The following is a 25,096-nucleotide window of genomic DNA, read 5'->3' as shown; positions in this document are numbered from 1 at the left end:
CGCCGCATGTCAGGGCTGACAACCGAAGGAGCACCCATGCCAGGCAACAAAGCAGTCGCCTACCAGGGACCGGGACGCGTCGAGGTCGTCGACATCGACTATCCAACCTTCGAGCTCACCGATGGGCCGGGGGTCAACCCGGCGAACGTCGGCCGCAAGGTGCCGCACGGAGCCATCCTGCGCACCGTCGCGACCAACATCTGCGGCTCCGACCAGCACATGGTCCGCGGCCGCACCACCGCGCCCGAGGGACTCATCCTCGGCCATGAGATCACCGGCGAGGTCGTCGAGACCGGCTCCGACGTCGAGTTCGTGAAGGTGGGCGACATCGTCTCGGTGCCGTTCAACATCGCGTGCGGGCGGTGTCGCAACTGCAAAGAGCGGCAGACGGGAATCTGCCTCAACGTCAACCCCGACCGGCCCGGCTCGGCGTACGGGTACGTCGACATGGGCGGATGGGTCGGCGGGCAGGCGGAGTTCGTGTTGGTGCCCTACGCCGACTTCAACCTGCTGCCGTTCCCCGACAAGGACCAAGCGCTGGAGAAGATCCTTGACCTGACGATGCTGTCGGACATCTTCCCCACGGGTTTCCACGGAGCGACGACGGCGGGCGTCGGCGTCGGCTCGACGGTGTACGTCGCCGGGGCGGGCCCGGTGGGCCTGGCGGCTGCCGCGTCCGCGCAGCTCCTCGGCGCGGCCGTCGTCGTTGTGGGCGACCTCAACGCGGACCGGCTCGCGCAGGCGCGCTCGTTCGGCTGCGAGACCATCGACGTCTCGGCGGGTCCGGTCGAGGACCAGCTGGAGCAGCTCCTCGGCGTGCCCGAGGTCGACTGTGGTGTGGACGCCGTCGGCTTCGAGGCGCGCGGGCATGGCGTCGAGGCGGCGCGAGAGATGCCCGCGACGGTGCTCAACGGGCTCATGACCGTGACCCGCGCGGGAGGCGCGCTCGGCATCCCCGGTCTGTACGTCACGGGTGACCCCGGCGCCGCGACGCAGGAGGCCAAGGTGGGATCGCTGTCGCTGCGGCTCGGCCTGGGTTGGGCCAAATCTCACGCGTTCACCACGGGGCAGTGCCCGGTGATGAAGTACCACCGGGGCCTGATGCAGGCGATCCTGCATGACAAGGTCGCGATCGCGAAGGCCGTCAACGCGACGCCGATCCCGCTCGACCAGGCGCCTCAGGGTTACGCCGAGTTCGACCAGGGAGCGGCCCGCAAGTACATCCTGGACCCGAACGGCTACCTGGGCGCGGCGGCCTGACGAGCCGTCGGCGCTCGCCGGGTCGGCCGGCCCTGTCGCGGCAGGGGCCGACCGACCCGGTCAGTCGATCACTCGGGGGTCGCCGCGGCCGCCGCCCGAGCCGCCGCCGGCAGCGCGTCGACCACGCGGCCCAGCGCGTCGTCGTCGTGCGCCGCCGACAGGAACCACGCCTCGAACACCGACGGCGGCAGGTTGACCCCCGCGTCGAGCATCGCGTGGAAGAACGCGCGGTAGCGGAACGCCTCCTGCGCCTGGGCGTCGGCGTAGTCGCGCACGCCGTCGGCCGCGGCGGCGGGTCCGAAGAACACACTGAACAGCGACCCGGCGCGCTGCACGCGGTGCGCCACACCCTGCGCGTCCAGCGCGGCGCCGACGGCGTCCGACAGCGCCCGGGCCGCGGCGTCGACGCGCGCGTAGACGGCGTCGTCGGCCAGGCGCAGCGTCGCCAGGCCCGCGGCGACCGCGACGGGGTTCCCCGACAGCGTGCCCGCCTGGTAGACGGGCCCCTCGGGCGCGAGCTGCGACATCACCGTGGCGGGGCCGCCGAGCGCCGCGACCGGCATGCCGCCGCCCACGACCTTGCCGAACGTGAACAGGTCAGGCGTGTACCCGCCCGCGTCGGCCCGGCCCTCCAGCCCCCACCAGCCCGACGGACCCACGCGGAAGCCCGTGAGCACCTCGTCGAGGATCAGCAGCGCGCCGTGCGCGGCCGTCAGGCGGCGCAGGCCCGCGTTGAAGCCGGGCAGCGGCGGCACCACGCCCATGTTGGCGGCCGAGGCCTCGACGATGACGGCCGCGATCTGCGCGCCGCGCTCGGCGAACGCCCGCTCGACGGCGGCCAGGTCGTTGTAGGGCAGCACGAGCGTCTCGGCGGCGGCCGCCGCCGTCACGCCCGCCGTGCCGGGCATCGCGAGCGTGGCGACGCCCGAGCCGGCCTCGGCCAACAGCGCGTCGACGTGCCCGTGGTAGTTGCCCGCGAACTTCACGATCAGGGGGCGGCCGGTGACGCCGCGCGCCAGCCGGATCGCCGTCATGGTCGCCTCGGTGCCCGTCGAGACCAGGCGCACGCGCTCGGCAGCGGGCACCCGACGGCGGATCTCCTCGGCCAGTTCGACCTCGGCCACCGTCGGGGCGCCGAACGACAGCCCGCGCGCCGCGGCGGACCGCACCGCCTCGACCACGTCTGGGTGCGCGTGCCCCAGCAGCGCCGGACCCCACGAGCAGACCAGGTCGACGTACTCGCGCCCGGCGACGTCGTACACGTACGGTCCGGCGGCGCGCGCCAGGAAGCGGGGGTCGCCGCCCACCGAGCCGTAGGCGCGCACGGGCGAGTTGACGCCGCCGGGGATGGCGGCCTGGGCGCGCACGAACGCGGCGTGGTTCGCCTCGACGGCGCCGGACTCGGTGGGGGTTGCGGCGGGCGTGCTCACAGGCTCAGGCCTCCTTGATCCAGTCGGCGATCTCGGTCGCCCAATACGTGAGGATGATGTCGGCCCCGGCGCGCTTGATGCCCAGCACGCTCTCGAGCACCGACGCGCGCCGGTCGATCCAGCCGTTGGCCGCGGCGGCCTCGATCATCGCGTACTCGCCGCTGACCTGGTACGCCGCCACGGGCACGTCGGAGCGGTCGGCCACGCCGCGCAGCACGTCGAGGTAGGAGCCCGCGGGCTTGACCATGACCATATCGGCGCCCTCGGCCAGGTCGAGGTCGGCCTCGCGCAGCCCCTCGCGGCCGTTGGCGGCGTCCATCTGGTACGTGCGGCGGTCGCCCTGGAGCGCGCTGTCGACGGCCTCGCGGAACGGGCCGTAGAACGGGCTCGCGTACTTGGCCGAGTAGGCGAGGATCGACACTCCCGTGAACCCGGCGTCGTCGAGCGCGTCGCGGATCACGGCGACCTGGCCGTCCATCATGCCGCTGGGCGCCACGACCTCGGCGCCGGCCCGGGCCTGCGCGACGGCCATGGCGGCGTAGCGCTCGAGCGTCGCGTCGTTGTCGACCTCGACGCCCCCGCCAGCCGAGTCGGTCGGGCCGCCCCCGCTGGTCGAGCCGCCCCCGCTGGTCGAGCCGCCCCCGCCGGTCGAGCCTGCCCCGGTGGTCGATCCTGTCGAGACCAACACCCCGCAGTGCCCATGGTCGGTGAACTCGTCGAGGCACGTGTCGGCCATGACCACGGGCCCGGGGCGCCCGGTCGCGCCCTCCACCTCGGCGATCGCCTCGCGCGCGATGCGGATGGCGCGCTGCAGCACGCCGTCGGGCGCGTCGGCCTGCGAGCCGACGGCGTCGCGCACTGCGGGGACGCCGAACAGCATCACCCCGCCCAGCCCCGCGCGCGCCGCGTCGGCGACGGCGTCGCGCAGCGACTCCTCGGTGTGCTGCACCTGCCCGGGCATCGAGGAGATCGGCACGGGCGCGGTCACGCCCTCCTTGACGAACAGCGGCAGCACCAGGTCGGCCGCGTGCAGCCGGTTCTCGGCGACGAGCCGCCGCATGCGCGGTGTGGCCCGCAGGCGCCGTGGCCGATAGACGATCCCTGAGTTGCTCACAGTGCGTTCTCCTCCTCGGGTGCGGTGGCCCAGGGTCGTGCCGGGGCCGCAAGTGCGGTGACGACGGCGGCGGCGAGCGCCGCGTCGGTGGGCGCCGCGGCGACCGCCGCGACGCGCAGGCCTGCCGCGCGGGCGGCGTCGGCGGACGGGCGCCCGATCGCGACGACGGGTGGGGCGTCGCCTCCGAGCTGCCGCGCGAGCTCGCGCGCGGCCGAACCCGCGGCCACCACGGCGGCGTCGAGGCGCCGAGCGCGGGCCGCGGCGACGACGTCGTGCGGCAGCGCGGCGGGGACGGTGCGGTAGGCGACGACGCCGCGCACGTCCCACCCGCGGGCGCGCAGCCCGTCGGCCAGCGTCGTGCGCGCGAGGTCGCCGAGCGGCAGCAGCACGCGGCGGTCCGGGGTCGCGGCCTGGCGCGCGGGCTCGTGCGAGACGGGTGGGGCCGAGTCGGGCCCGGCCTCTGCGGGCTCGGACTCTGTGGGCTCGCCGCGCCCGCTCGCCGGGCCGGGTGGCGACGCCGGGCCGGACGGCGACGCCGGGCTCGGCGGGCGCGCTGGGCCCGTCGGCGAGGCCGGGCCGGGCGGTGGGGGGAAGGCCGCCGCGAGGTCGGCCGCCGTGCCCGCCGCCTCAAGTGCGACCTCGACGCCCGCGCCCCGCAAAGCGGCCGCCGTCGCGGGGCCGACGGCGGCCCAACGGGTGGCGGCCCGCGCGAGCGCGATCCCGGCGCGGTCCGCGGCGGCGGTCAGCGCCTCGACGCCGTTGACGCTGGTCACGGCCACCCAGGCGACGCCGTCGAGCGCGCGCACCGCGGCGTCGAGGCCGGCCTCGGCGGGAGGCGCCGTCGTCGTCACGGGGCTGACCAGCACCTCGGCGCCGAGGTCGCGCAGCAGCCCGGCGAGCGCCCCGGCCCGCTCGGGGGCGCGCGGCACCAGCACGGTGCGCCCGGCGAGCGGCGTCGGCTCCGCAGAAGGTGTCACGGGCGACCGGACTCCTGCCCTGGGGCGCCCGACGCCGTCGGGTCGGCGAGCGCCGGGTCCGGCGCCGGGCGGGCGGCCGGCTCGCGGCCCGGCTCCCGGGCGCCCGAGCCCGCGAGCGGCGCGATGCGCTCGGCGCCGTCGGCCAGCAGCGCCTCGGCGACGCGCACGCCGAGGGTGCGGGCGGCGTCGTCGTCACGCGCGTCATCGCCGGTCAGCGCCGCGGCCGACCGGTGCTTGAGCCGCTCGCCGCCGTCGAGCCGCGCGACGACGGCGCCGAGCGCGAGCTGGTCGTCCTCGACGCGCGCGATCGCGCCGACAGGCGCCGCGCACCCCGCCTCCAGGCGGGCCAGCAGCGCGCGCTCGGCGATGACGGCGAGCCGGGTCGGGCGGTGGTCGAGCGCCGCGAACGCCGCCGCGAGCGGCCCGCCCTCGGACAGGTCCGCGGTGCGCGCCTCGACCGCGAGCGCCCCCTGCCCCGGCGCGGGCGTCACCACGACCGGCTCGAGCGCCTGTGTTACGGCGTCGGAGCGCCCGAGCCGCGCCAGGCCCGAGCACGCGAGCACGACGGCGTCGAGGTCGGCGTCGGGGCCGAGCGCGCGGGCCAGCCGCGTGTCGACGTTGCCGCGGATGTCGACGACGTCGAGGTCGGGGCGGGCGGCGCGCAGCTGCGCGGCCCGGCGCGGCGAGCCGGTGCCGACCCGCGCGCCGCGCGGCAGCGTCTCGAGCGTGAGCCCGTCGCGCGCGCACAGGGCGTCGCGTGGGTCCTCACGCTCGGGCGTCACGATCGTCAGGCCGTCGACAGGAGCCGTCGGCAGGTCCTTGAGGCTGTGGACGGCGACGTCGCAACGCCCGTCGAGCAGGGCCTCGCGCAGCGCGGTCACGAACACGCCCGTGCCGCCGAGGCTCGCGAGCGAGCCCGTGCGCACGTCGCCCTCGGTGCGGATCCGCACCAGCTCGACGCTGCGGCCCGTCAGCGCCTCGATCCGCCGGGCGACGAGCCCCGACTGCGTCGTGGCGAGCGCGCTGCCGCGGGTGCCGAGCCGGAGGGGGGCGCTGGGGGAGGTCACCCGCACAGTCTCGCGCGCCGCGCGGGCTGGACGGAAACCGCCGGTGGCGCGATGCGTCACACCCTCACAGCTCCGCGACCGCCGTCTGGGCGTGCGTCACGATCGACGCCAGCCCTGTGCCCGCGATCCATCCCCCCACGACGGCGAGCCCGTCGGTGCGCCCGACGGCGTCGGTGAACCCGCCGAGCGCGGCCCGGTAGGCGGGGGTCGGCGGCGGCAGCGAGCCGTCCCAGCGCTGCACCAGGTGATCGCGCACCCGCCCGGCCAGCGGGACGCCCAGCAGCGCCGAGGCGTCGTGCGTCGCGCGCTCGACGTCGGGGTCGACGGCGCCGTCGCCCAGGCGCCCGTAGCTGAGCCGCACCACGTGCGCGCCGGGCCCCGCGGCCGCGCGCACCCGGTCGGCGAGCCACGGCCACTTGGCGGTCGCATGTGTGAACGCCTTGGCCGCGACCCCGGACACGGCCGATCCGCCCGAGCCGGCGGCGTCGGGCGCGATGAGCATTCCCGTGCCGCGGGGGGCGGCGTCCAGCTCGGGCGCGTCGATCAGCAGCGCGACCAGCGCGATGGGCGCTCCTGGCGTCGGCGTGGGCGCCTCGGCTCCGACGACGGGGGTCAGCAGCGGGGCGATCTGCGGCGTGGCGACCACGAGCCGCGGCGCGCGCAGCGTGACGGGCCCCTCGGCGCCCGACGCCGTCACGCGCCACGCGCCGCCCTCGGCGCCGTCCTCGCGCTCGACGGCCACGACACGGCGTCCGGTGCGCACCCCGGCGCCCGCCGCGAGCTCGGCCGACGGGCGCGCGTCCCAGCGCTCGGCGTCGGCGTTGAGCTCGCCGACCATCGCCTCGATGATCGCGTGGACGCCGCCGTCGACGCCGCGCACGGCCGACCCGGCGGGCGCCGCGCGCCGCTGCGAGGCGACCGCGCGCGAGAGCGAGCCCTCGCGGCGGAAGGCGTCGAGCAGTCCGGGCGCGACGGCGTCGACGTCGAGCGTGTCGAGCGTCGCCGAGTGCACGCCCGCCGCGACGAGCGTCACGAGCCGGTCGGCGACCCGCGCGCCGAGGCGCGAGCGCACCAGCGCGCCCAGCGAGGACGTGTCCGCGCGGCCCGCGGGCAGCACGCGGTCGAGGCTCGCGCGCAGCACGCCCGGCCAGCCGATCGCCTGGCGCACGTCGGCGGCCCACGGCGTCGACGGGATGCCGAGGATGCCCGCCTTGGGCAGTGGGAACGTGCGCCCCGCGGCATATCCCCAGGCCTGGGCCGCGGCAGGCGTCACGACCTGGAGCCCGAGCTCCTCGGCCAGCGCGGTCACGGCCGCGCCGCGCGCCGCGTACGACTCCACGCCGACGTCGATGGGCACCTGCGGCAGCGTCGCGAAGTGGCCGCCGCGCACCGGCCCGCCCGGCAGCGCGTCGGCCTCCAGGACGACGACGCGCAGGCCGCGGCGCATGAGCGCGCGCGCGGCGGTCAGCCCGCCGATCCCGCCGCCCACGACGACGGCGTCAACCCGCTCCCCGCCTCCGGTGGTTGAGCCTGTCGAAACCACCCCGTCCCCGCTCACAGCGCGTGCACCGTCTCGACCACGCGCGTCAGCACCGCGGGATCGGTCTCGGGGGGCACCCCGTGCCCCAGGTTGACCACGTGCCCGGGTGCCTGGGCGCCACGGGCGACGACGTCGCGCACATGGGCCTCGAGCACGTCCCACGGCGCGGCGAGCAGCGCGGGGTCGATGTTGCCCTGGAGGCTGACGCCGTCGCCCACCAGCGCCAGCGCCTCATCGAGCGGCGTGCGGTAGTCGACCCCGACCGTCCGGTCCGCGATGCCCGCCGTGGTCAGGACGTCGCGCATGGCGCCGAGCAGGTGGCCGGTGCCGGTGCCGAAGTGGATGGCCGGCACGCCGACGCCCGCGCCGTCGCCTGTGCCGTCGCCGTCGCCGTCGCCGGGTCCGCCCGCCGACAGGTCCGCGCCCGCAGGCACGTTTGCGACCGCCCGCAGGCCAGCGACCGCTGACAGCGCGCGCGCCGACGACGGCGCCACGCGCGCCTGGTAGTCCGCCAGCGACAGCGACCCGGCCCACGAGTCGAAGAGCTGCACGGCCGACGCCCCCGCGAGCACCTGCGCCCGCAGGAACGCGCCGGTCAGGTCCGCGGTCCAGGCCACCAGCCGGTCCCAGGTCTGTGGGTCCGCGTGCATGAGCGTGCGCGCGGCGAGGTGGTCGCGCGAGGGGCGGCCCTCGACCAGGTAGGCGGCGAGCGTGAACGGGGCGCCGCCGAACCCGATGAGCGGCGTGCCGCCCAGTTCGGCGACGGTCAGCGCCACGGCCTCGCGGATCGGGGCGAGCGCGTCGTCGTCGAGCGTGCGCTCGACCAGTCGCGCGACGTCCTCGGGGGTGCGGTACGCCTGGTCCATGACGGGACCGACGCCCGGCTTGATGTCGACGTCGACGCCTGCGAGCCGCAGCGGCACCACGATGTCCGAGAAGAAGATCGCCGCGTCGACCCCGTGGCGCCGCACGGGTTGCAATGTGATCTCGGTCGCAATCGGCGGGTTGAGACACGAGTCGAGCATTCCGATGCCCTCGCGCAGGCTCCGGTACTCCGGCAGCGAGCGTCCCGCCTGGCGCATGAACCACACCGGAAGGCGCTCGGGACGATCACCTCGAAGCGCCCTGACCAGCGGCGACGCCGTCGTCCGGCCGTCAACGAGTGGGTGGTTGGCCGCAAGTGAGCGGGGCGCCGTGAGTGTCGAGGCGTCGCGGGAGGCGCCTGACGAGGTGACGGCGGGAGTGTGTGAGGTCACGAACCAGGATTCTGCCTTGGGTACGCAAGGCGCATAAAGTCCAGGGATTGTGGTACTGCTCTCCCTGACCGCCAGCCATCGCGAGCTGGACCTCGACGCACTCGAGCGTCTGTCGTCCGGCTCCTCGTCGGTGGGCCGAACGGTCGTGGGCGCCTGCGGACCCGTCCAGGGCGCCGTCGTCGTCTCCACCTGCAACCGCTTCGAGGTCTACCTCGACGTCGAGGCGCCCATGAACGGGCCCGCACTGCGGCACGCCACCGAGCACGTCGCCGAGCTCGTCGCGCAGGCGTCGGGCGTGACGGCGCAGCTCGCCGCGGACTCGTTCACCGTGCGCACCGGCTCCGAGGTGCCCGAGCACCTGTTCACGGTCGCCTCGGGACTCGACTCGATGGTCATCGGCGAGCGCGAGATCGCCGGGCAGGTCAAGCGCGCGCTCGAGGTCGCCCGCGACGAGCGCACCACGTCCAAGACCCTTGAGCTGCTGTTCCAGACGGCGTCGCGCACCTCCAAGCGTGTGGGCGCCTCGACGTCACTGGGCGCCACGGGCCGCTCGATCGTCAAGCTCGCCCTCGACCTCGCCGCCGACTGGCTGCCCGAGTGGCGCGCGGTGCGCACCGTGCTCATCGGCACGGGCTCCTACGCGGGCGCCAGCGTCGCGGCGCTGCGCGGTCGCGGGGCCGACGACGTGCGCGTCTACTCCCAGTCGGGCCGCGCGCAGGCCTTCGCCGACGGGCACGACGTCGTCGCGCTGGGCGACGACGAGGAGTCCCTGGTCGAGGCGCTCGCGGAGGCGGACCTGGTGGTCTCGGTCTCGGGCGCTCGCGGCCGCACGGGTCGTGGCCCCGGTGACGGCGGCGCCCCGGACGGTCGGGCGGGCGGAGGCCATGCGGTGGGCGGAGGCCATGCGGTGGGCGGTGGCCAGGCGGCGCACGACGCGGCACGCGCCGACGTCGCGCGCGCAGACCAGGCGCGGCCGGGAGGCGTGCCCGCCGACCTGCCCCACACGGGTCGTCTCGCCGGCGCGGACGCGCCCGGTGCGGTCTCGCCGGCCGCGCCCGAGGCCTCGCTCTCGTTCGTGCTCGACGCCGCGGCGGTGGCCCGCGCCCGGGTGCGCGCCGCCGAGCGCGCCGCGGCCCGCACCGGCGAGGGCGCTCGCCCGCGACACGGTGAGGCCCCGCGCCCGCTCGTCGTGCTCGACCTGGCCTTGCACCGCGACGTCGACCCCGCCGTCGCCGACGTCGAAGGTGTGCTGCTCTACGACCTGCAGGCGCTCAAGGCGCACGCGCCTGCCACGGCCCGCGCCGTCGTCGAGCAGGCGCGCGGGCTGGTGGACGACGCGGCGCGCGAGTTCGCCGAGCATCAGGTGGGGCGCGCAGCGGACGCCGCGGTGGTCGCGCTGCTCGACGAGGCCGAGCGCCGCGCGCAGGCCGAGATCGACGAGGCGGTGGCCCGGTTGCGCGAGGAGTTGGCGGCGCACGGCGAGGTCGACGAGCGGGGCCGCCCGGCCGAACCCGACGAGGACGACCTGGAGAAGATCGCCCGTGACGTGCGCAAGCGCGTCCACGCAGCGCTGCACGGGCGGATCGTGGAGGTGCGCGCCGAGGCGCTCGCCCGGGCGCGAGCCGCCGAACGGGCGGTGGCCGCCGAGGCCGAGGCCGCGACAGCGCAGGCCGCCACCCACCCCGCCCGCCAACGCCGCACCCTCCTACGCCGCACCCCCGACCCGCGCTGACCGCCCGCCACCCCGCCACCCCGCCGCGCATCGGCGCCGCCCGCTGCCCGCCCGCTGGCCGCAGCGCGTTCGAGCATTTGAGCGGTGTTCGAGCAATGGGGTGGATGTTCGAGCGCTCGATTGCTCGAACACCTCGACGGATGCTCGAACTCCGCTGGAGCATCCCGCAGATGCTCGAACTCGTGGGTGGGGTCAGCGCCAGGTGGCGTGGTCGGTGGCCCAGGGGTGGGCTGGGGTCGGGTAGTCGTCGAAGCCGGGGACGGCGGGGCGTGCCGTCGTGACCTCGGGGGCGTGGCCGTGACTGACCGATGCCGCGAGCGGCGGGTCGGCGGCCGGTGGGTGCGCTGGGTCGCGGCCCGGGGCGTCGAGCAGCCAGGTCGCGGTCCGAGCGAGGGAGACGACGACGTCGCGGCCCCGCCCGTCGGCGGCGCGCGCGGCGAGGGCGTCGAGCACGCCCGCCGCGAGCAGGTACCCGGTCGCGTGGTCGAGCGCCTGCGCGGGCAGGGCGCCGGGCCGGGGCGCCGCGCGCGCCTCACCGCCCGGGGATGGGTCGCCCAGGGATGGGCCGCCCAAGGACTGGCCGCGCTGGGTCGGGGGGCTGAGGGGCTCGCCGCCGGGGGACTCGATGATCGCGATGCCTGTCGCCGCCTGCACGATCGAGTCGAACCCGCGGCGTGTGGCCCACGGCCCCGACTCGCCCCACGCGCTGACTCGGGCGCGCACCCCGCCCGGCGGTACGCGCAGCCCGAACCGCGCGAGCGAGCCCGGACGGTAGCCGGTCACGAGCACGTCGGCCGCGTCGAGCAGCCCTTGCGCGCGCTCGCGGTCGCCGTCGTCGTGCAGGTCGAGCAACGTGCTGCGCTTGCCCTGGCCGGTGTCGAGGTGCTGCCAGCGGATCTCGGCGGGCACGGGTGGGTCCACGCGCAGCACGTCGGCGCCCAGCAGTGCGAGCGCGCGCGTGGCGATCGGCCCGGCGATGACGCGCGTCAGGTCCAGCACCCGCACGCCGGCCAGCGGCAGCGGCGTGCCGGCCCCGGCGAGTGGCCGCGGCGGCCCGACGTCCTCGCGCACCGTCAGGCGGACCAGCGGTCCCTCGGCCGCGGCGACGCCCTGTGGTGAGGCGCGCCAGGTGCCCTCCATGCGCACGGCGACGGCGATCGCCCCGGCCGCCGTGGCGGACTCCTCGACCTCGCGCGCGGTGAGCGACGCCAGAGCCCGCGCGAAGTCCTCGGCTCGGATGTCGGTCAGTGGGTGGGCGCGCGCCGTCGGCCCGTCGCCGCGCGAAACGGTGGGCGGGACCGCGGGGTCACCCACAGCGGGAGCGCCGTCTGCGCGCGACCCGCCACCGTGCAGCCCCAGAGCGGCCAGCAGGCGGTGCCTGTGGTGCGGGTAGTTGGCGTGCGTGCGGACCCAGCCGTCGGCCGTGCGGAAGAACCCCGACAGCGGCGACCAGGCCGAGACCGGGTGGCCGTCGAGGCGCAGCAGGCGGTCGGAGGCGAACGACGCCGCCAGGCGGGACAGGTCGAGCGGGGCCTCGGCGAGCGGACCCGTGGCGCCCGCGCGCACGGCCGCGCGCAGCAGCGCGCGCACCGACCCGGCGGCCAGGTCGAGCACGGGAAGCGTCGCGGCGAGCCACGGCCCCGGCTCCCCGCCGCGATCCGGGTCGACGCCCGACGGCGCGACGCCCGCGCCCGCCTCGTAGTCGGCGACCAGGGCGGTCCCGATGGGATGAGCGTCCACGCCTCGACCGTAGGCACGATCGGACGCCGCGCACCAGGGCCGGACGCACCCGATCGGCCCGGCCGGGGCCCCCAGCGGCGACTAGGATCGCGGCCATGGCCAAGACCTCTGCGACCGACTTCGTGCTGCGCCCCTTCGAGGGGCTTCCCGGTGAGCCCGACTGGGTCGCGTTCCGTGAGATCGTGCCCGCCGCGACGGGCACGGCCCGCACCACCGCGCAGTACGGCGCCCGCGACGTCGTCGTCGTGACGATGCTGCCTGGCGGGTACGCGGCCATGAACCGCCCCGACGGCACGCTGCTGCTCGCGGTGCAGGGCGCGCTGAGCTCGGGTGACCTGTCGCGCGACCTCGCGGGCGCGCTGCTGGAGGCGATCGACGCCGAGCCCGGCACCGCCATCGTCGCCACGCCGTCCCACGGCCCGCGCCTGCAGGACATCCTCGACCCCACGGTCCCGTTCGAGGTCACGGTGCGCGACGACTACGAGTTCTGGGTCGACGCGACGGCGGAGCGCACCGCAGAGATCGACGCCTCGCTCGCCGAGGCGGCCGAGGCGACGATCCCGACCGTGCGCCTGACCTCGGTCGAGCACGCGTACTGGTGCCGGATGAGCCGGGAGTTCCTGCGCTGGGCGCGCACCGAGGACGAGGACGCCGTCGTGGACGCGCTGGCCCGCCTGCACGCACGCCGCGAGTCGGCGCTCGCGCTGGCCGACGGCGGACAGGGCCGCTTCCTGGGCATGTTCCGCGCCGCGGGCCTCGTGGTCCCGGTCTGGGAGCTGCCTGCGGGCACCGAGGCGGCCGACGTCGAGGCGCCCGCCGCGGCGCTCGCGGCACGCCTGGACGAGGCGCTCGCCGTGACCGACCCGCTCGACGCGAACCAGCGCCGCGCCCGGGCCGGGATCGTCTCGCGGCAGGTCACGCTGCGCTGACGCCCCGTACCCCGACCTGCGGGTACGCTAGGCATCAGGGGATTTCGCTACCGGGGGAGTAGGGTTTTGCGGGTAATCCTTTGCATTTCTTCCCATCGACGCTGCAGGCAGGACGCGTGAACGCCGACCATGTGAAGGGCCGGACCGACCCTGACCTGGCGACGGAGCCAGCGACTGGTTCGGCCGAGCCCATCGGCCAGGACGAGCTTCCGATCGCCAAGACACGGCGGCCCGACGGAGGTCGCCGCGCCCGCGATCAGCAGCGCGTCGCCGTCGTCATCCCAGCCAAGGACGAGCAGGAGCGGATTGCGGCCACGGTGCGATCGGCGCGCGCCATCCCGCACGTCGACCTCGTGCTGGTGGTCGACGACGGCTCGGTGGACGACACGCAGCACGCCGCGCGCGCGGCCGGCGCCGTCGTCGTGCGGCACTCGCACAACCGTGGCAAGGCCGCGGCGATGGAGACGGGCGCGGCCGTCGTGGCCATGCGCGACGCCTCCGGACGGCCCGCGCGCCTGCTGCTGTTCGTCGACGGGGACCTGGGCGAGACCGCGGTCAACACTGCGCCGCTCGTGACCCCGGTGCGTGAGGGCGTCGCCGACCTGGCGATCGCGCTGCTGCCGCCGCAGCCGGGCGCGGGCGGGCGCGGCATCGTCGTCGGCGCCGCGCGCCGCGCGATCCACGCGCTGACCGGCTGGACGCCGACGCAGCCCCTGAGCGGCATGCGATGTCTGACCCGTGAGGCGTTCGAGGCCGCGACGCCGCTCGCGCGTGGCTGGGGCGTCGAGACGGGGATGACGATCGACCTGCTGCGCAAGGGTTACGTCGCCGTCGAGGTGCCGTGCGACCTCAAGCACCGCCCGTCGAGCAACGACCTCAAGGGGCAGATGCACCGCGCCGCGCAGTACCGCGACGTGATGGTCGCGGTCAACGCCCGACGGATGCGGGGGGCGTTCGACGCGGTGCGCGGCGTGCGCTCGGACTCGGTGCGGCACTGAGCGCCGACCCGCCTAGGTAGGCCTCCGCGCGGGCTCGTCGTCGTCGGCCGCGTCGTCGTCGAGCGCGTCGTCGTCGAGCGCGTCGACCTCGGCGGCGTCGAGCGCCGCCAGCAGCAGCAGCGGCACGGCGGGCACCAGCGCGATCATCGCGATGCGCGCCCCGAAGTCGTTGACGACCGACCCGGCGATGGCCGCGACCCAGATGCCGACGACGGCGGGCCGCAGCAGCGGCCACTGCTCCTCGGCGCGCGCGAACCAGCGCGGCGTCCATCGGGCGCGGACGCGGGTCGTGCCCAGCAGGGGCACGGCGGCGAGCGCGAACACCGCGAGCGTGACCCAGATGGTCGGCCCGCCGAGCACCGACTGCGCGGCGGCGGCGGCCTTGCGGACCACGATGACCCAGGCGTCGCCGGTGATGACCTGGTCCACGAACCAGCCCAGGTGCGAGCGCTCGGCCTCGGGGCGCAGCCAGTCGAGCAGCCCCACGAGCCCGACGGCGCCCACGCCCGCGGCCGCGACGAGCACGAACCGCCGGAACGTCACGCGCGATCCCGCGGCGGCGAGCCCGACGACGACGAACGCGGGCACGAGCACGAGCCCGCCGCCCAGGTCGGCGCCGAAGGTGGGCCACACGTCCACGATCATGGCGACGGCGCCGATGACGGCGACCCAGATGCCGGCGGCGCGCCGGTTCCCGCGCCACAGGAGCGCCTGCCCGACCGCGGCGGCGAACAGCAGCCCGGTCACGGCGTAGACGGAGAACGTCGGGTTGCCGAAGCCGAAGAACCGCGCGCCGAAGGTCGGCGCCGAGCCGAGCGGAGAGGTGCGGTTGAGGGGGGTGCCGAGCACGCCGTCGAGCGTCAGGACCAGGAACGTGATCCCGGCGATGGCGCCGGTGCGTCCCCAGGCGGGGGCGCGGGGAACGAGCGTGGCCAGGCCCGCGACGATCGCGGCGGTCAGCGCGACGCCGACCCACAGGGCGAGGGTCGGGTTGCCGAACTTCCACCACTGCGTCAGCCCGGTGAGGAACACCGCGGCGGACAGTGTGGCCAGGGCGTAGGTGACGACCTCGACGACGCGTCGCACCGCAGCCGGGACGCGGCGGCGCAGGGCCGGGACGGCTCCCACGAGCCACACGAGCGCCGCGAGCCCGAGGCCCGTCCACATCGGGGCGTCGACGAACCACACGTAGGTCGAGCGCCGCACCTGGTCGCGCATGGTGATGTCGGCGAGGGCGTCTGCGGTCGCGTCCGCGCCGGGCGGGCGCACCCCGGCGCGCAGCAGCGGGGTCGTGTCGAGCGCCGTGGGCACCTCCAGGCCGGCCGCGGCGAGCAGTGTCGCGGGCAGGTCGAGCAGGCGTGCGACGCCGTCGGTGCGCGTCGCGGAGCTGGACAGGTACCGCGGCGGGTCCTCCAGGCCCGACGGGGGCCGCGCGAGCGCGACGCCGAGCGCGGGCCGCGCGCCGGGCTGGGGGGCGACGTCGACGACGACGACGGTCGCGTCGGGCGGCGCCTGCGCCACGAGCGCGCCGACGGTGGCGTCGAGCGCGGCCACTGCCGTCGCGCGGTCGGGCGCCGTGCGGTCGACCGCCCCGGCGTCGATGAGCGTCACGGGGCAGTCGAACGCGTCACCGTCGGGGTCGAGCGCGGCGTCGAGGCTGCGGTAGCGGGCCACGGTTCCGCTGCGGTCGGCGAGCGCGACGCCGGCGCCGGGCCCGACGGCGGTCGCGCACACGGGCGTGCTCCCGGGCGCCGCGGTGGGCGCCGTGAGTGCGGCGCCGAGCTCGCCGAGCCGCGCGCCGAGGCTTGATCCCTCCTGCAGCGCCTCCAGGTCGTCCCAGTCGGTCACGCGCGCCCCGCCGTCGGCGGTCGGGGTCGCGTCGAGCGCGGGGCACGCCCACCGCCCGTCGGGGCCGCGCTGGGTGGCGACCTCGGCGAGCGTACCCGCCGACAGCGCGAGCCAGCCTCCCTCCGCGCAGCGCGCGGCGCGGCCCACGGGGAGGGCGACGCCGCCCGCGTCGGCGCCGTCGGCCAGGAGTTGCGCGAGTGCGGGGGCCGCGGCGCCGTCAGGCCGCACGTCGGGCCAGCGCAGGCCTGAGGTGCCGATGACGACGAGCGGCGTGCCGGGGGATCCGACGGCGGCGCCGTCGGCGGTCGGCGAGGCGCCCGACTGCGCGCCCGCGACGCCGTGGTCCGACGTGGGGGGGACCATGCCCGCGACCAGGAGCAGCACGAGCAGCGCCCCGCCGCCCAGCGACGCCAGGCGCGCAGGCTCGCGGGGCGCCCGGAGCGCCCGGAGCGCGCTCGGCTCGCCGGCGCCGGCGCCGGCGAGAGTCCAGACGCCCGACAGGAGCGTCGCGGCGGCCAGGATCGAGAGGATGACGGCGACGCCGACGCCCGTGTCGTTGAGCGCCGAGCCGAGCACGCCCACGACGACGAGCGCGAGCACCGCGGCCCGCAGCTCGGGGTGCTCGGCGTAGCGCCGGTCGAGCGCCTCGAGCGCGCCCACCGCGCGCCACGGACGGCGGCGGGGGGCGACGACGGCCCAGAACAGCGCGACGGCCGCGACGGCGGCCAGCGCACCCGGCACGTGCGAGACGGTGGCCCAGGCGCCCGCGGCCTTCGAGGCGAGCAGCGCGACGGCGTCGCCGTCGACGATGCGCTGCACGAACAGGCCCAGGTGCGACCCGCCCGGGGCGAGCCAGGCGCCGATAGCGATGACCGCCGCGACGGCGACGGTCGCCCCGGTCACCCCAGCCCAGGTTCTGCCGGTCAGGCGCCGCCCGGACAGCACGAGCAGGAGCACGACGAACGCGGGCACGAGCGAGATGATGCCGCCGACGTCGGCGCCGAACGACGGCAGCCCGTTGACGATCACGGTGACGGCGGCGACCGCGGCCGCGCCCACGAGCGCGCCCCGCCGGCGACCGTGCGCCCGTAGCGCGACGGCGACGCCGGTCGCCAGGACGACGCCCGCGACGGCGTAGATCGCGTACACGGTGTTGCCGAAGCCGTAGAACCGTGCGCCGTCCGCGAGCGAGGAGCCCAGCGGCGAGCCCTGCTGCAGCGTGGTGCCGGTCAGCCCGTCGACGGTCAGGACCGTCCACGTCAACGCCGCGAGCGCCACGGGCCGCCGCCACGCGGGCCCCCCGAGGGCGCGGCCCAGCGGCCGGTCGAGCGCCCACGCGACGAGCGCCAGCACTGTGGCCGGGATGGCGACCGCGGCCGCGAGCACGGGTCCGGGCGCCGCGGAGGACCACCACCGCGAGAGCGTGGCGAGCGACGCCGCCGCGGGCAGGCACGCCACGACGGTCAGCGCCGACGTCGCCAGGCCCCGCGCCCGCACCGACGTGCGGCGGGTCAGCGCCGGCACGCATCCGGCCACGACCAGGCCGATGAGGATGAGCACCGCCCAGTTCATGGGCGGGGCGACCTCGGTGAGCGTCGTCAGGTACTGCCGGTTGTCGACTGTGGCGCGCGTGTCCAGGCGCCGCGCGTGCCCGCGCTCCAGCAGGGACCCGTCGAAGCCCGAGGTGTCGAGTCCGGCGCTCACGGCGATGGTCGCGGCGAGGTCGTTGGTGACCACGACGCCCTCGCGGCGCGAGGACGCCGACAGCAGCCAGGCGGGCGCGCCGCGGCTGTCGCCGCGCTGGACGGCGATCTGCAGACCGCGCGGCCCGAGCGGCGTGTCGGCGATGCCGGTCACGAGCAGCCGCGTCTGGCCGGGCAGGGAGCGCACGAGGACGCCGACGGCGGTGTCGAGCTCCCGCAGCGCCTCGACCCGCTCGGTCGCGCCGTCGGGCAGGTCCCCGAGGTCGACGACGCCGACGGGGCACGCGGTCAGCGCGTCGGCGAGGTCGTCGGACGTGAGCGCGGAGGCGCCCGCCGTGTCCGTCAGGTCGGGCAGGTAGCGGTCCACGCTCCCGTCCGAGCGGGCCAGCGCGACGGCGCCGCCCGGGCCGACCGCTGTCGAGCACACGCCCGCGGCGGCGAGCGCGTCGCCCAGCCGTCCGGGCGTGCCCAGCGAGCCGGTCGCGGCGGCGTCGGACGCGGTGAGCTGGCCCCAGCCGAGGACGGCGGCCGCCCGCGGTCCGGGCTCGCCGGGGATGTCGGTCACGATCTGGGGGCGCGTGCGGCAGCGCAGCTCGCCGCCCTCGGGCTCCGTGGCCGCGTCGGGGGCCGTGCTGGTCACCCGGCTGCCCGCCGACATCGTCAGCCACCCGTCGAGTGGGCAGGTGCGCTCCTGCGCGGGGGTGCGCACCGAGATCGAGGCGACGTCGCCACCCGCGACGAGCGACCACAGGTGAGGGGTGCGGGTGCGGTCCAGGTCGGACCACTCCAGCCCGGAGACGCCGGCGACGACGACGGGCGTGGGGGTGGGCGGCGGGGTGGGGGCCGCGGCCGCCACGGGCGCGCCCAGAAGCATGACCACCAAGCCCAGCACGAGCCCCCGCACCACCCCGCGTCCCGGGGCGCGCACGGCGGTCAGGGCGGCCCGGGCACGAGAAGTCACCGGCCCAGCCTAGGAGAAGCGGGTCAGGGCGCCCGGACGAGCAGCGCGCCGGGATCCACCCAGACCTCCAGCTCGATCACCCGGCCCATGGGGTCGCCGTCGACCTGGGCGTGCTCGCCGCCGTCGACGCGGATGCGGGTGCGGCGCGCGCGGGCGTGGTCGATGCGTCCGATCTTGCCGGGCAGGTCGTTGCGCAGCCCGGCGCCCTGCATGACCACCTCTCCCAGCAGTTGCGCCCACCCCGCGAGCCCGCCGCGCGTGTCGATCGCGGCGACGTCGAGCACGCCGTCGTCGAGCCGGGCGTCGGGCAGCAGTGTGACGCCGCCGGGCAGGCGGCCGCAGTTTCCGACCATGATCGAGCGCAGGCGCGTGGTGACCGGCTCGCCGTCGTCGAGCCCGATCTGCACGCGCATGCGCCGCCCGTGCAGGTGGCGCACCCCGGCGAGGAAGTAGGCGACCCAGCCGACGCGGCGCTTGAGCGTGTCGTCGGCGTCGGCGACCATCGCGGCGTCGAAGCCCAGGCCCGCGATGACCAGGAAGAGTTGCGTGTCGCCCAGGGTGGCGGCCTCGGGGCGCGGCTCGCCGTCGATGCCGACGTCGGTCTCGGTCACGCGCGCCCATCCGACGTCGATGTGCCGGTCGCGGCCGGAGATCATCAGCGCGACGGCGTCCTCGACGGAGGTGAGCGGCACGTCGAGGTTGCGCGCCAGCAGGTTGCCGGTGCCCACGGGCAGCACGGCCATGGGAACGTCGGCGCCGACCATGGCGCTCGCCACGGCGCGCACCGTGCCGTCCCCGCCCGCCGCGGCGACGACGTCGGCGCCCGCCGCGACCGCCTCACGCGCCTGCGCGGCGCCCGTCCGCTCGACGGTCGTCTCGTACAGCATCGGCTCGGGCAGCCCGGCCTTGGCGCACAGCCGCCGCACCGTCGCGGTCAGCGCGGCCGCGCCCTCCTTGGACGGGTTGACGACGACGGCGATGCGCGGGCCGGTCTCGCGCGCGACGCCGTCGCCCACCAGCGCGACGGCGTCCACGCGGGCGCGGGGATGCGCGCGCGACCACAGCACCAGCGCCAGGGTGAGCGCGACGAGAGCGATCACCGCGGCGGTGATCGCCAGCCACAACTCCCAGCTCATGCAGGGAACGCTAGACGCCCCAGCCCGCCCCCGCCGGTGGGTGAGCCAGTCGCGCCCGTCGTGGCGTTCGCCACCCGGCGGTCTCCGCGCTCGCCAGGGCGGCTCCGCTGGCCCCAGGAGCGCGCGTGCGACCGCCCTGGTCCGGCCTCAAGGTTCCCCCGGCTTCGACACGCGCAACCGCTGGCGCTCGTCGCGGCCGGTCAGTCTCGGGGGACGTCGATGACTTGGCCGTCGACTCCGATGAGTGGGATGTCGGGCCGGGCCTGCAGCGCGGGCATCGCCTCGGCGATCGCCTCCTCAACGGTCGCGGCGCCCCAGCGTCCGGGGGTGTTGTCCGTGAAGGCAACGCTTCGGACCGCGTAGCCCACGAAGGCGTTGCGGGTGAGGTCGAAGTGGGGGACGACGATGAACAAGCCGGTCCCCGTCCCGGAGAGCGCGCTCTTCACCTTGGACATGGATCGATTGAGCGCCCAGAAGTCATGGTCGGTGTCCATCATGGCGGCGACCTCGTCGAGCAGCGCCTGGGGCAGGGGCTGGCCGGGCTCGACCACAAGCGCGGAGCCGTCCTCGTGTCGGTACAGGGCGAGTCCGGCGCGGATCGCCTCGGGGTAGTCGGCCTTGGCGACGCTGTCCCCGGCGCGCAGGGCGGCGTAGGCGCGCCCGTCGGCGGTGAACAGCGGGTCGAGCGCCTCGGTGACCTGGGCGGGGTCGAGGCTGGCGGCCTCGGACGGCTCGGTCGGCGCCTCGGGCCGTGGTGAGTGGGGGGCCCGCGCAGTGGCGGGCTCTGAGGGTGTTGGCGAGGTCATCGCCGCGCCGCCCGAGCATCCGGCGGCGAGTCCGGCGACCGCGACGAGCGACGCGGCCGTGAGCCAAGGTGCGTGGGTGCGGGACATGTCGGGCCTACTGCGTCAGGTCCAGGAATTGCCCGGGGTAGCCCTCCAGCCAGGGCTCGATGAACGCCATGGCCTCCTCGTGCGTCATAAACCCGATGCCCTGCACGGTGATCGGGTTGTAGTCCGCAGTCCACCCCATGCCCGCATCAAGCGGATCAGGGTCAGTAATCATGAATGAGTAGGTGAGGCCGGTGCTGAATCGCGCGCGGGACAAGACGATCATCCGCATCCCCGCCTTGCTCAGCGGATAAACGATGCCGAGGCGCTTCATAGGGTCGGTCTCGCTGGCGATCTCGTCTTTGATGGCCTGGGGGAGTGGCTCGTCGGGGGAGAAGACCACGACCACGCCGGGGTCGGTGTTGGCGGTGGTGAACACAGGCTTCCCGGCGGCGCGGGCGAGGTATGCCTGGCCCGCGGGGATCCGGTCGCCGGGCCGCAGCGTCTCGGGGTCGAAGGGAACGTCGGATGCGGCCGCCTGCGCGGCGGCCGGCCCGTCGGCTCCGCCCGGCGCGCAGCCCGCGACGACCGCGCAGAGGACGGCAGCCCCGATCACCCATCGAGCTGTGCCGGATCGGCCCACGTTGGTCTCCTTTTCGCATCGTTTCTCACAGCGCTCACCTTGAGGAGGTCCGGAGCCACGGGATGCTCCACGCCGCGCCACCGCGACCGGATCGTAGGCAGGCGCCAGCGCGTCCTCCCCGCGTCCGGCTCGCGCCCGTCGCGTCGTGCCCCACCCGCGCCGACAGTGATCTCCTCATGCACAAAGACGTCGAAATGAACGTGCGATGTCACCTACCGATCAGTCGACCAGGCGGCCGTCCGGCGCTCATGCCGCACCTGCGTGGAGCGCGGTGGGCGGCCCACCTGTCGCGCCCGGCACGCCCCGCCTCGTGTCCGGCCCGGCCCGGATAGGCTTCGACGCGTGATCGATCTGCGTCTGCTGCGCGACAACCCCGACGTCGTCCGCGAGAGCCAGGTGGCCCGCGGCGACGACCCCGCCCTCGTCGACCTCGCGCTCGACGCCGACGCGCGGCGACGGTCGGCGCTGTCCGAGTTCGAGACGCTGCGCGCCGAGCAGAAGGCCATGGGCAAGCAGGTCGCCCGGGCCCAGGGCGAGGAGAAGCAGGCGCTGCTGGTGCGCACCCGCCAGCTCGCCGACGAGGTCAAGGCGCTGTCCAAGGACGCCGACGACGCCGCCGCCCAGCTCGACGAGGTGCTCTACCGCATCGCGAACGTCGTCGAGGGCGCTCCCGCCGGCGGCGAGGAGGACTATGTCGTCGTCAAGCATGTCGGCACGCCGCGCGACTTCGCCGCGGAGGGCTTCGAGCCGGCCGACCACCTGGCGCTCGGTGAGGGGCTGCGCGCGATCGACACCCAGCGCGGCGCCAAGGTCTCGGGCGCCCGGTTCTACTTCCTGACCGGCATCGGCGCGCGCCTGGAGCTCGCGCTGCTCAACGCCGCGATGGACCAGGCCGTGCAGGTGGGCTTCACGCCCGTCATCACGCCCACCCTGGTCAAGCCCGAGACGATGCGCGGCACCGGGTTCCTCGGGGCGCACGCCGACGAGATCTACCGCCTGGAGAAGGACGACCTGTACCTGGTCGGCACGAGCGAGGTGGCGCTCGCGGGCTACCACGCCGACGAGATCATCGACCTGGCCGACGGGCCCGCGCGCTACGCCGGGTGGAGCGCCTGCTACCGCCGTGAGGCCGGCTCGGCGGGGCGGGACACGCGCGGCATCATCCGCGTGCACCAGTTCCACAAGGTCGAGATGTTCAGCTACGTCCGGCCCGAGGACGCCGCCGCCGAGCACCAGCGCCTGCTCGCCTGGGAGGAGGCCATGCTCGCCAAGGTCGACCTGCCCTACCGCGTCATCGACACCGCCGCGGGCGATCTGGGCACGAGCGCCGCGCGCAAGTTCGACTGCGAGGCGTGGCTGCCGACGCAGGGTCGCTGGCTGGAGCTCACCTCGACGTCGAACTGCACCACGTTCCAGGCGCGCCGCCTGGGAGTGCGCGAGCGCACCGAGACGGGCGAGACCCGCAACGTCGCCACGCTCAACGGCACGCTGGGCACCACACGGTGGATCGTCGCGATCCTGGAGAACCACCAACAGGCCGACGGCTCCGTCGTCGTGCCCGAGGGACTGCGGCCATACCTGGGAGGGCTCGAGGTGCTCGAGCCGGTCGCGTGAGCGACGCCGGACGGGTCGAGCCGCCCCCGCTGGTCGAGCCGCCCCCGCTGGTCGAGCCGCCCCCGCTGGTCGAGCCTGTCGAGACCCCCGCACCCGACCCATGGCTGGTCGCCCTCGACATCGACGGGACGCTGCTGCACTTCGACCAGACGCTGTCCGACGCCGTCCGTGACGCGGTGCGCGACGTCGCCGCCGCGGGCCACCACGTGGTGCTCGCCTCGGGGCGCTCGCTCGTGGCGATGACGCCGGTCGCCGGAGTGCTCGGGCTCGACTCGGGCTACATGGTCTGCTCGAACGGCGCCGTGACGGTGCGCGCGGACGGCGGCATGCCCGACGGCTGGGCCGTCGAGGACATGGTGACCTTCGACCCCGAGCCGGCGCTGCGTCGCCTCGCACAGCAGATGCCGGGCGCGCGGTTCGCGGTCGAGGACGTCGGCGTCGGGTTCCGCCTGACCGAGCTGTTCCCCGACGGGGAGCTCGACGGCGAGCACCGGGTCGTGGAGCTGGAGGACCTGTGGAACGAGGAGGTGACTCGCGTCGTCGTGCGTGCGCCGTCGGCCACCACCGAGGAGTTCCACACGTCCGTCGCCGACCTGGGTCTGGCGGACGTCACGTACGCGGTCGGCTGGTCGGCGTGGATGGACATCGCGCCGCTGGGCGTGACCAAGGCGTCGGCGCTGGAGAAGGTGCGCGCGGCGCTCGCGGTGCCGCCTGAGCGCACGTTGGCGATCGGCGACGGCTACAACGACGTCGACATGCTGCGGTGGGCCGCACGCGGCGTCGCGATGGGCGACGCCGAGGAGCCGGTGCGCGCGGCCGCGAACGAGGGCACGCTGCCGGTCGCGCACGACGGCGCCGCGTTGACCCTCCGCACCCTCCTGTAGCCCGCACCCCCCGCCCCCAGGCCTCGGTGGTTGAGCCTGTCGAAACCACCCCACGGGTCGCGGTCAGGGGGTTTCGACAGGCGCAACCACCAGCGCGCGCCACCGCCGGGTGCTGCGCGTTGTCCACAGGCTTTCCCCGCGCGGGAGTCGGATCTGCGACGCTCCGCCGATGGCGCACATGTACATCCTCGAGTGCTCGGACGGCAGCTACTACGTTGGCAGCACCTCGACGCGCGGTTTGAGCAGCACCGCAGCGGACTCGGAGCTGTCTACACCCGGCGGCGCCTGCCGGTGCGGCTCGTCTTCAGCGCCGAGTTCGAGCGCATCGACGAGGCGTTCGCGTGGGAGAAGCGCGTCCAGGGATGGTCGCGCGCCAAGCGACGGGCCCTGATCGAGGGGCGTTTCGGCGACCTGCCTGCGCTCTCACGCTCAAGGACGGCCCGGCTGCCGAACGGCAGAGAGACCGACGGTGGTTGAGCCTGTCGAAACCACGGCCCCCACCGGTGGTTGAGCCTGTCGAAACCACTCGCTGGCGGATGTGGGTGGTTTCGACGGGCTCAACCACCGGGGAGGTGCGAGCGGTGGTTTCGACAGGCTCAACCACCGGGAGGGTCAACCACCCGGGGCGGGTCAGCGGGCGGTCAGGATGACCGGGCCGTCCTCGGTGATGGCGATGGTGTGCTCGGAGTGCGCGCCGCGTGAGCCGTCGGCCGAGCGCAGCGTCCAGCCGTCGGGGTCGGTGTAGATCTCGTCGGTGGTCTCCAGGAACCACGGCTCGACGGCGATGACCAGGCCCGGCTTGAGCGGGAACCCGCGCCCGGGGCGCCCGTCGTTGGGCACGTGCGGGTCGCCGTGCATGGTGCGTCCGACGCCGTGCCCGCCGAAGTCGGTGTTGATGTCGTAGCCCGCGGCGTGCGCCACCTGCGCGATCGCCGCGGAGATGTCGCCGATCTTGTGCCCCACGGTCGCCGCCGCGATGCCGGCCTCCAGCGCCTGTTCGGTGGTGCGGATCAGCTTCTGGTCGGCGGCCAGGCGGTCGGCGTCGGGCGCCTGTCCGACGACGACGGACAGCGCGGAGTCCGAGACCCACCCGTCCACCGACGCCGCGAAGTCGATCGAGAGCAGGTCGCCGTCACGCAGAACGTAGTCGTGGGGCAGGCCGTGCAGCACCGCGTCGTTGACCGACGTGCAGATGACCTTGCCGAACGGCATCGCGCCGAACGACGGGTGGTAGTCGATGTAGCAGGACGTCGCGCCGCGGTCCTTGATCATCCGATGGGCCAGGGCGTCGAGTTCGAGCAGGTTCATGCCCGGCTTGGCGGCGTCGCGGCAGGCGAGCAGGACGTCGGCCACGAACCGGCCCGCAGGTCGCATCTGCTCGATCTCCTGCGGGGTCCTCAGCTCGATCATCGGGGTCCTCTTCCTCCACCAGCG

At 75.7% G+C, this 25,096-nt stretch carries 19 protein-coding genes; 7 read left to right on the top strand and 12 right to left on the bottom strand.

Annotation, left to right across the window (positions count from 1 at the left end):
• Positions 1 to 36 precede the first annotated feature (36 nt).
• The gene (gene fdhA, locus EV386_RS14070; RefSeq protein WP_130415980.1) at positions 37 to 1,260 is read left to right on the top strand and encodes a formaldehyde dehydrogenase, glutathione-independent; all 1,224 of its coding nucleotides are present in this window, start codon (positions 37 to 39) and stop codon (positions 1,258 to 1,260) included.
• Positions 1,261 to 1,328: 68 nt separating this feature from the next.
• Here the strand turns inward: fdhA and hemL are convergent, their stop codons facing one another.
• From hemL to EV386_RS14040, 6 genes are all read right to left on the bottom strand, one after another.
• Positions 1,329 to 2,690, bottom strand: a complete 1,362-nt coding sequence (gene hemL, locus EV386_RS14065) for a glutamate-1-semialdehyde 2,1-aminomutase (protein ID WP_130415978.1) — start codon at positions 2,688 to 2,690, stop codon at positions 1,329 to 1,331.
• Between the two features lie 4 nt (positions 2,691 to 2,694).
• Positions 2,695 to 3,750: a porphobilinogen synthase gene (hemB, locus tag EV386_RS14060; protein WP_207216620.1), complete on the bottom strand. Its 1,056-nt coding sequence runs from the start codon at positions 3,748 to 3,750 to the stop codon at positions 2,695 to 2,697.
• Positions 3,751 to 3,800: 50 nt separating this feature from the next.
• Positions 3,801 to 4,781, bottom strand: coding sequence for a uroporphyrinogen-III synthase (locus EV386_RS14055; RefSeq protein ID WP_130415974.1), 981 nt, complete (start codon positions 4,779 to 4,781; stop codon positions 3,801 to 3,803).
• Positions 4,778 to 5,848, bottom strand: coding sequence for a hydroxymethylbilane synthase (gene hemC / locus EV386_RS14050; protein WP_130415972.1), 1,071 nt, complete (start codon positions 5,846 to 5,848; stop codon positions 4,778 to 4,780). The genes EV386_RS14055 and hemC overlap by 4 nt, the downstream gene beginning before the upstream one ends.
• Positions 5,849 to 5,912: 64 nt before the next feature.
• Positions 5,913 to 7,406, bottom strand: coding sequence for a protoporphyrinogen/coproporphyrinogen oxidase (locus EV386_RS14045; protein WP_130415970.1), 1,494 nt, complete (start codon positions 7,404 to 7,406; stop codon positions 5,913 to 5,915).
• Complete coding sequence (locus tag EV386_RS14040; protein ID WP_130415968.1) at positions 7,403 to 8,644, bottom strand: uroporphyrinogen decarboxylase; 1,242 nt, start codon at positions 8,642 to 8,644, stop codon at positions 7,403 to 7,405. Before EV386_RS14040 ends, EV386_RS14045 begins: the two co-directional genes overlap by 4 nt.
• Positions 8,645 to 8,693: 49 nt before the next feature.
• Here EV386_RS14040 and EV386_RS14035 point away from each other — a divergent pair, with 49 nt between their 5' ends.
• On the top strand, positions 8,694 to 10,376 hold the full coding sequence (locus EV386_RS14035; RefSeq protein WP_130415966.1) for a glutamyl-tRNA reductase: 1,683 nt from the start codon (positions 8,694 to 8,696) through the stop codon (positions 10,374 to 10,376).
• 192 nt (positions 10,377 to 10,568) lie between these two features.
• Here EV386_RS14035 and EV386_RS18535 read toward each other — a convergent pair whose 3' ends face one another.
• Positions 10,569 to 12,116, bottom strand: a complete 1,548-nt coding sequence (locus tag EV386_RS18535) for a CoA transferase (protein WP_207216540.1) — start codon at positions 12,114 to 12,116, stop codon at positions 10,569 to 10,571.
• A gap of 95 nt (positions 12,117 to 12,211) precedes the next feature.
• Between EV386_RS18535 and EV386_RS14025 the strand changes: the two genes are divergently transcribed.
• Together EV386_RS14025 and EV386_RS14020 are read left to right on the top strand one after the other, a co-directional pair.
• Complete coding sequence (locus EV386_RS14025; RefSeq protein ID WP_130415964.1) at positions 12,212 to 13,045, top strand: DUF5926 family protein; 834 nt, start codon at positions 12,212 to 12,214, stop codon at positions 13,043 to 13,045.
• A gap of 116 nt (positions 13,046 to 13,161) precedes the next feature.
• The gene (locus EV386_RS14020; protein ID WP_130415962.1) at positions 13,162 to 14,043 is read left to right on the top strand and encodes a glycosyltransferase; all 882 of its coding nucleotides are present in this window, start codon (positions 13,162 to 13,164) and stop codon (positions 14,041 to 14,043) included.
• Between the two features lie 12 nt (positions 14,044 to 14,055).
• Here EV386_RS14020 and EV386_RS14015 read toward each other — a convergent pair whose 3' ends face one another.
• The 4 genes from EV386_RS14015 to EV386_RS14000 form a co-directional block, all read right to left on the bottom strand.
• Positions 14,056 to 18,555 carry a hypothetical protein gene (locus tag EV386_RS14015; RefSeq protein WP_130415960.1) on the bottom strand — a complete coding sequence of 1,500 codons (4,500 nt, stop codon included), beginning with the start codon at positions 18,553 to 18,555 and terminating at the stop codon, positions 14,056 to 14,058.
• A gap of 23 nt (positions 18,556 to 18,578) precedes the next feature.
• Positions 18,579 to 19,691 (bottom strand): diacylglycerol/lipid kinase family protein, encoded by a 1,113-nt coding sequence (locus tag EV386_RS14010; RefSeq protein WP_130415958.1) that lies wholly within the window; start codon positions 19,689 to 19,691, stop codon positions 18,579 to 18,581.
• A 200-nt stretch (positions 19,692 to 19,891) separates the two neighbouring features.
• Positions 19,892 to 20,584, bottom strand: coding sequence for a hypothetical protein (locus tag EV386_RS14005; protein WP_130415956.1), 693 nt, complete (start codon positions 20,582 to 20,584; stop codon positions 19,892 to 19,894).
• A gap of 7 nt (positions 20,585 to 20,591) precedes the next feature.
• The gene (locus tag EV386_RS14000) at positions 20,592 to 21,164 is read right to left on the bottom strand and encodes a hypothetical protein (RefSeq protein WP_130415954.1); all 573 of its coding nucleotides are present in this window, start codon (positions 21,162 to 21,164) and stop codon (positions 20,592 to 20,594) included.
• A gap of 342 nt (positions 21,165 to 21,506) precedes the next feature.
• On the opposite strand from EV386_RS14000, the gene serS reads away from it, so the two are divergent.
• The 3 genes from serS to EV386_RS13985 all read left to right on the top strand — a co-directional run bounded on the left by serS (position 21,507) and on the right by EV386_RS13985 (position 24,139).
• Positions 21,507 to 22,778, top strand: coding sequence for a serine--tRNA ligase (gene serS / locus EV386_RS13995; RefSeq protein ID WP_130415952.1), 1,272 nt, complete (start codon positions 21,507 to 21,509; stop codon positions 22,776 to 22,778).
• Positions 22,775 to 23,662, top strand: coding sequence for an HAD family hydrolase (locus EV386_RS13990; protein ID WP_242607976.1), 888 nt, complete (start codon positions 22,775 to 22,777; stop codon positions 23,660 to 23,662). The genes serS and EV386_RS13990 overlap by 4 nt, the downstream gene beginning before the upstream one ends.
• Positions 23,663 to 23,854: 192 nt before the next feature.
• Entirely contained in the window at positions 23,855 to 24,139 is a 285-nt protein-coding gene (locus tag EV386_RS13985; protein ID WP_242607975.1) for a GIY-YIG nuclease family protein, read from the top strand.
• 153 nt (positions 24,140 to 24,292) lie between these two features.
• Here the strand turns inward: EV386_RS13985 and map are convergent, their stop codons facing one another.
• Positions 24,293 to 25,072, bottom strand: coding sequence for a type I methionyl aminopeptidase (gene map, locus EV386_RS13975; RefSeq protein ID WP_130415950.1), 780 nt, complete (start codon positions 25,070 to 25,072; stop codon positions 24,293 to 24,295).
• Positions 25,073 to 25,096 lie beyond the last annotated feature (24 nt).

This window comes from Xylanimonas ulmi, assembly GCF_004216535.1.
Taxonomy (GTDB): Bacteria; Actinomycetota; Actinomycetes; order Actinomycetales; family Cellulomonadaceae; genus Xylanimonas; species Xylanimonas ulmi.
Note: the sequence above shows the minus strand (reverse complement) of the source record. Positions and strands in the feature narration are given on the sequence as shown.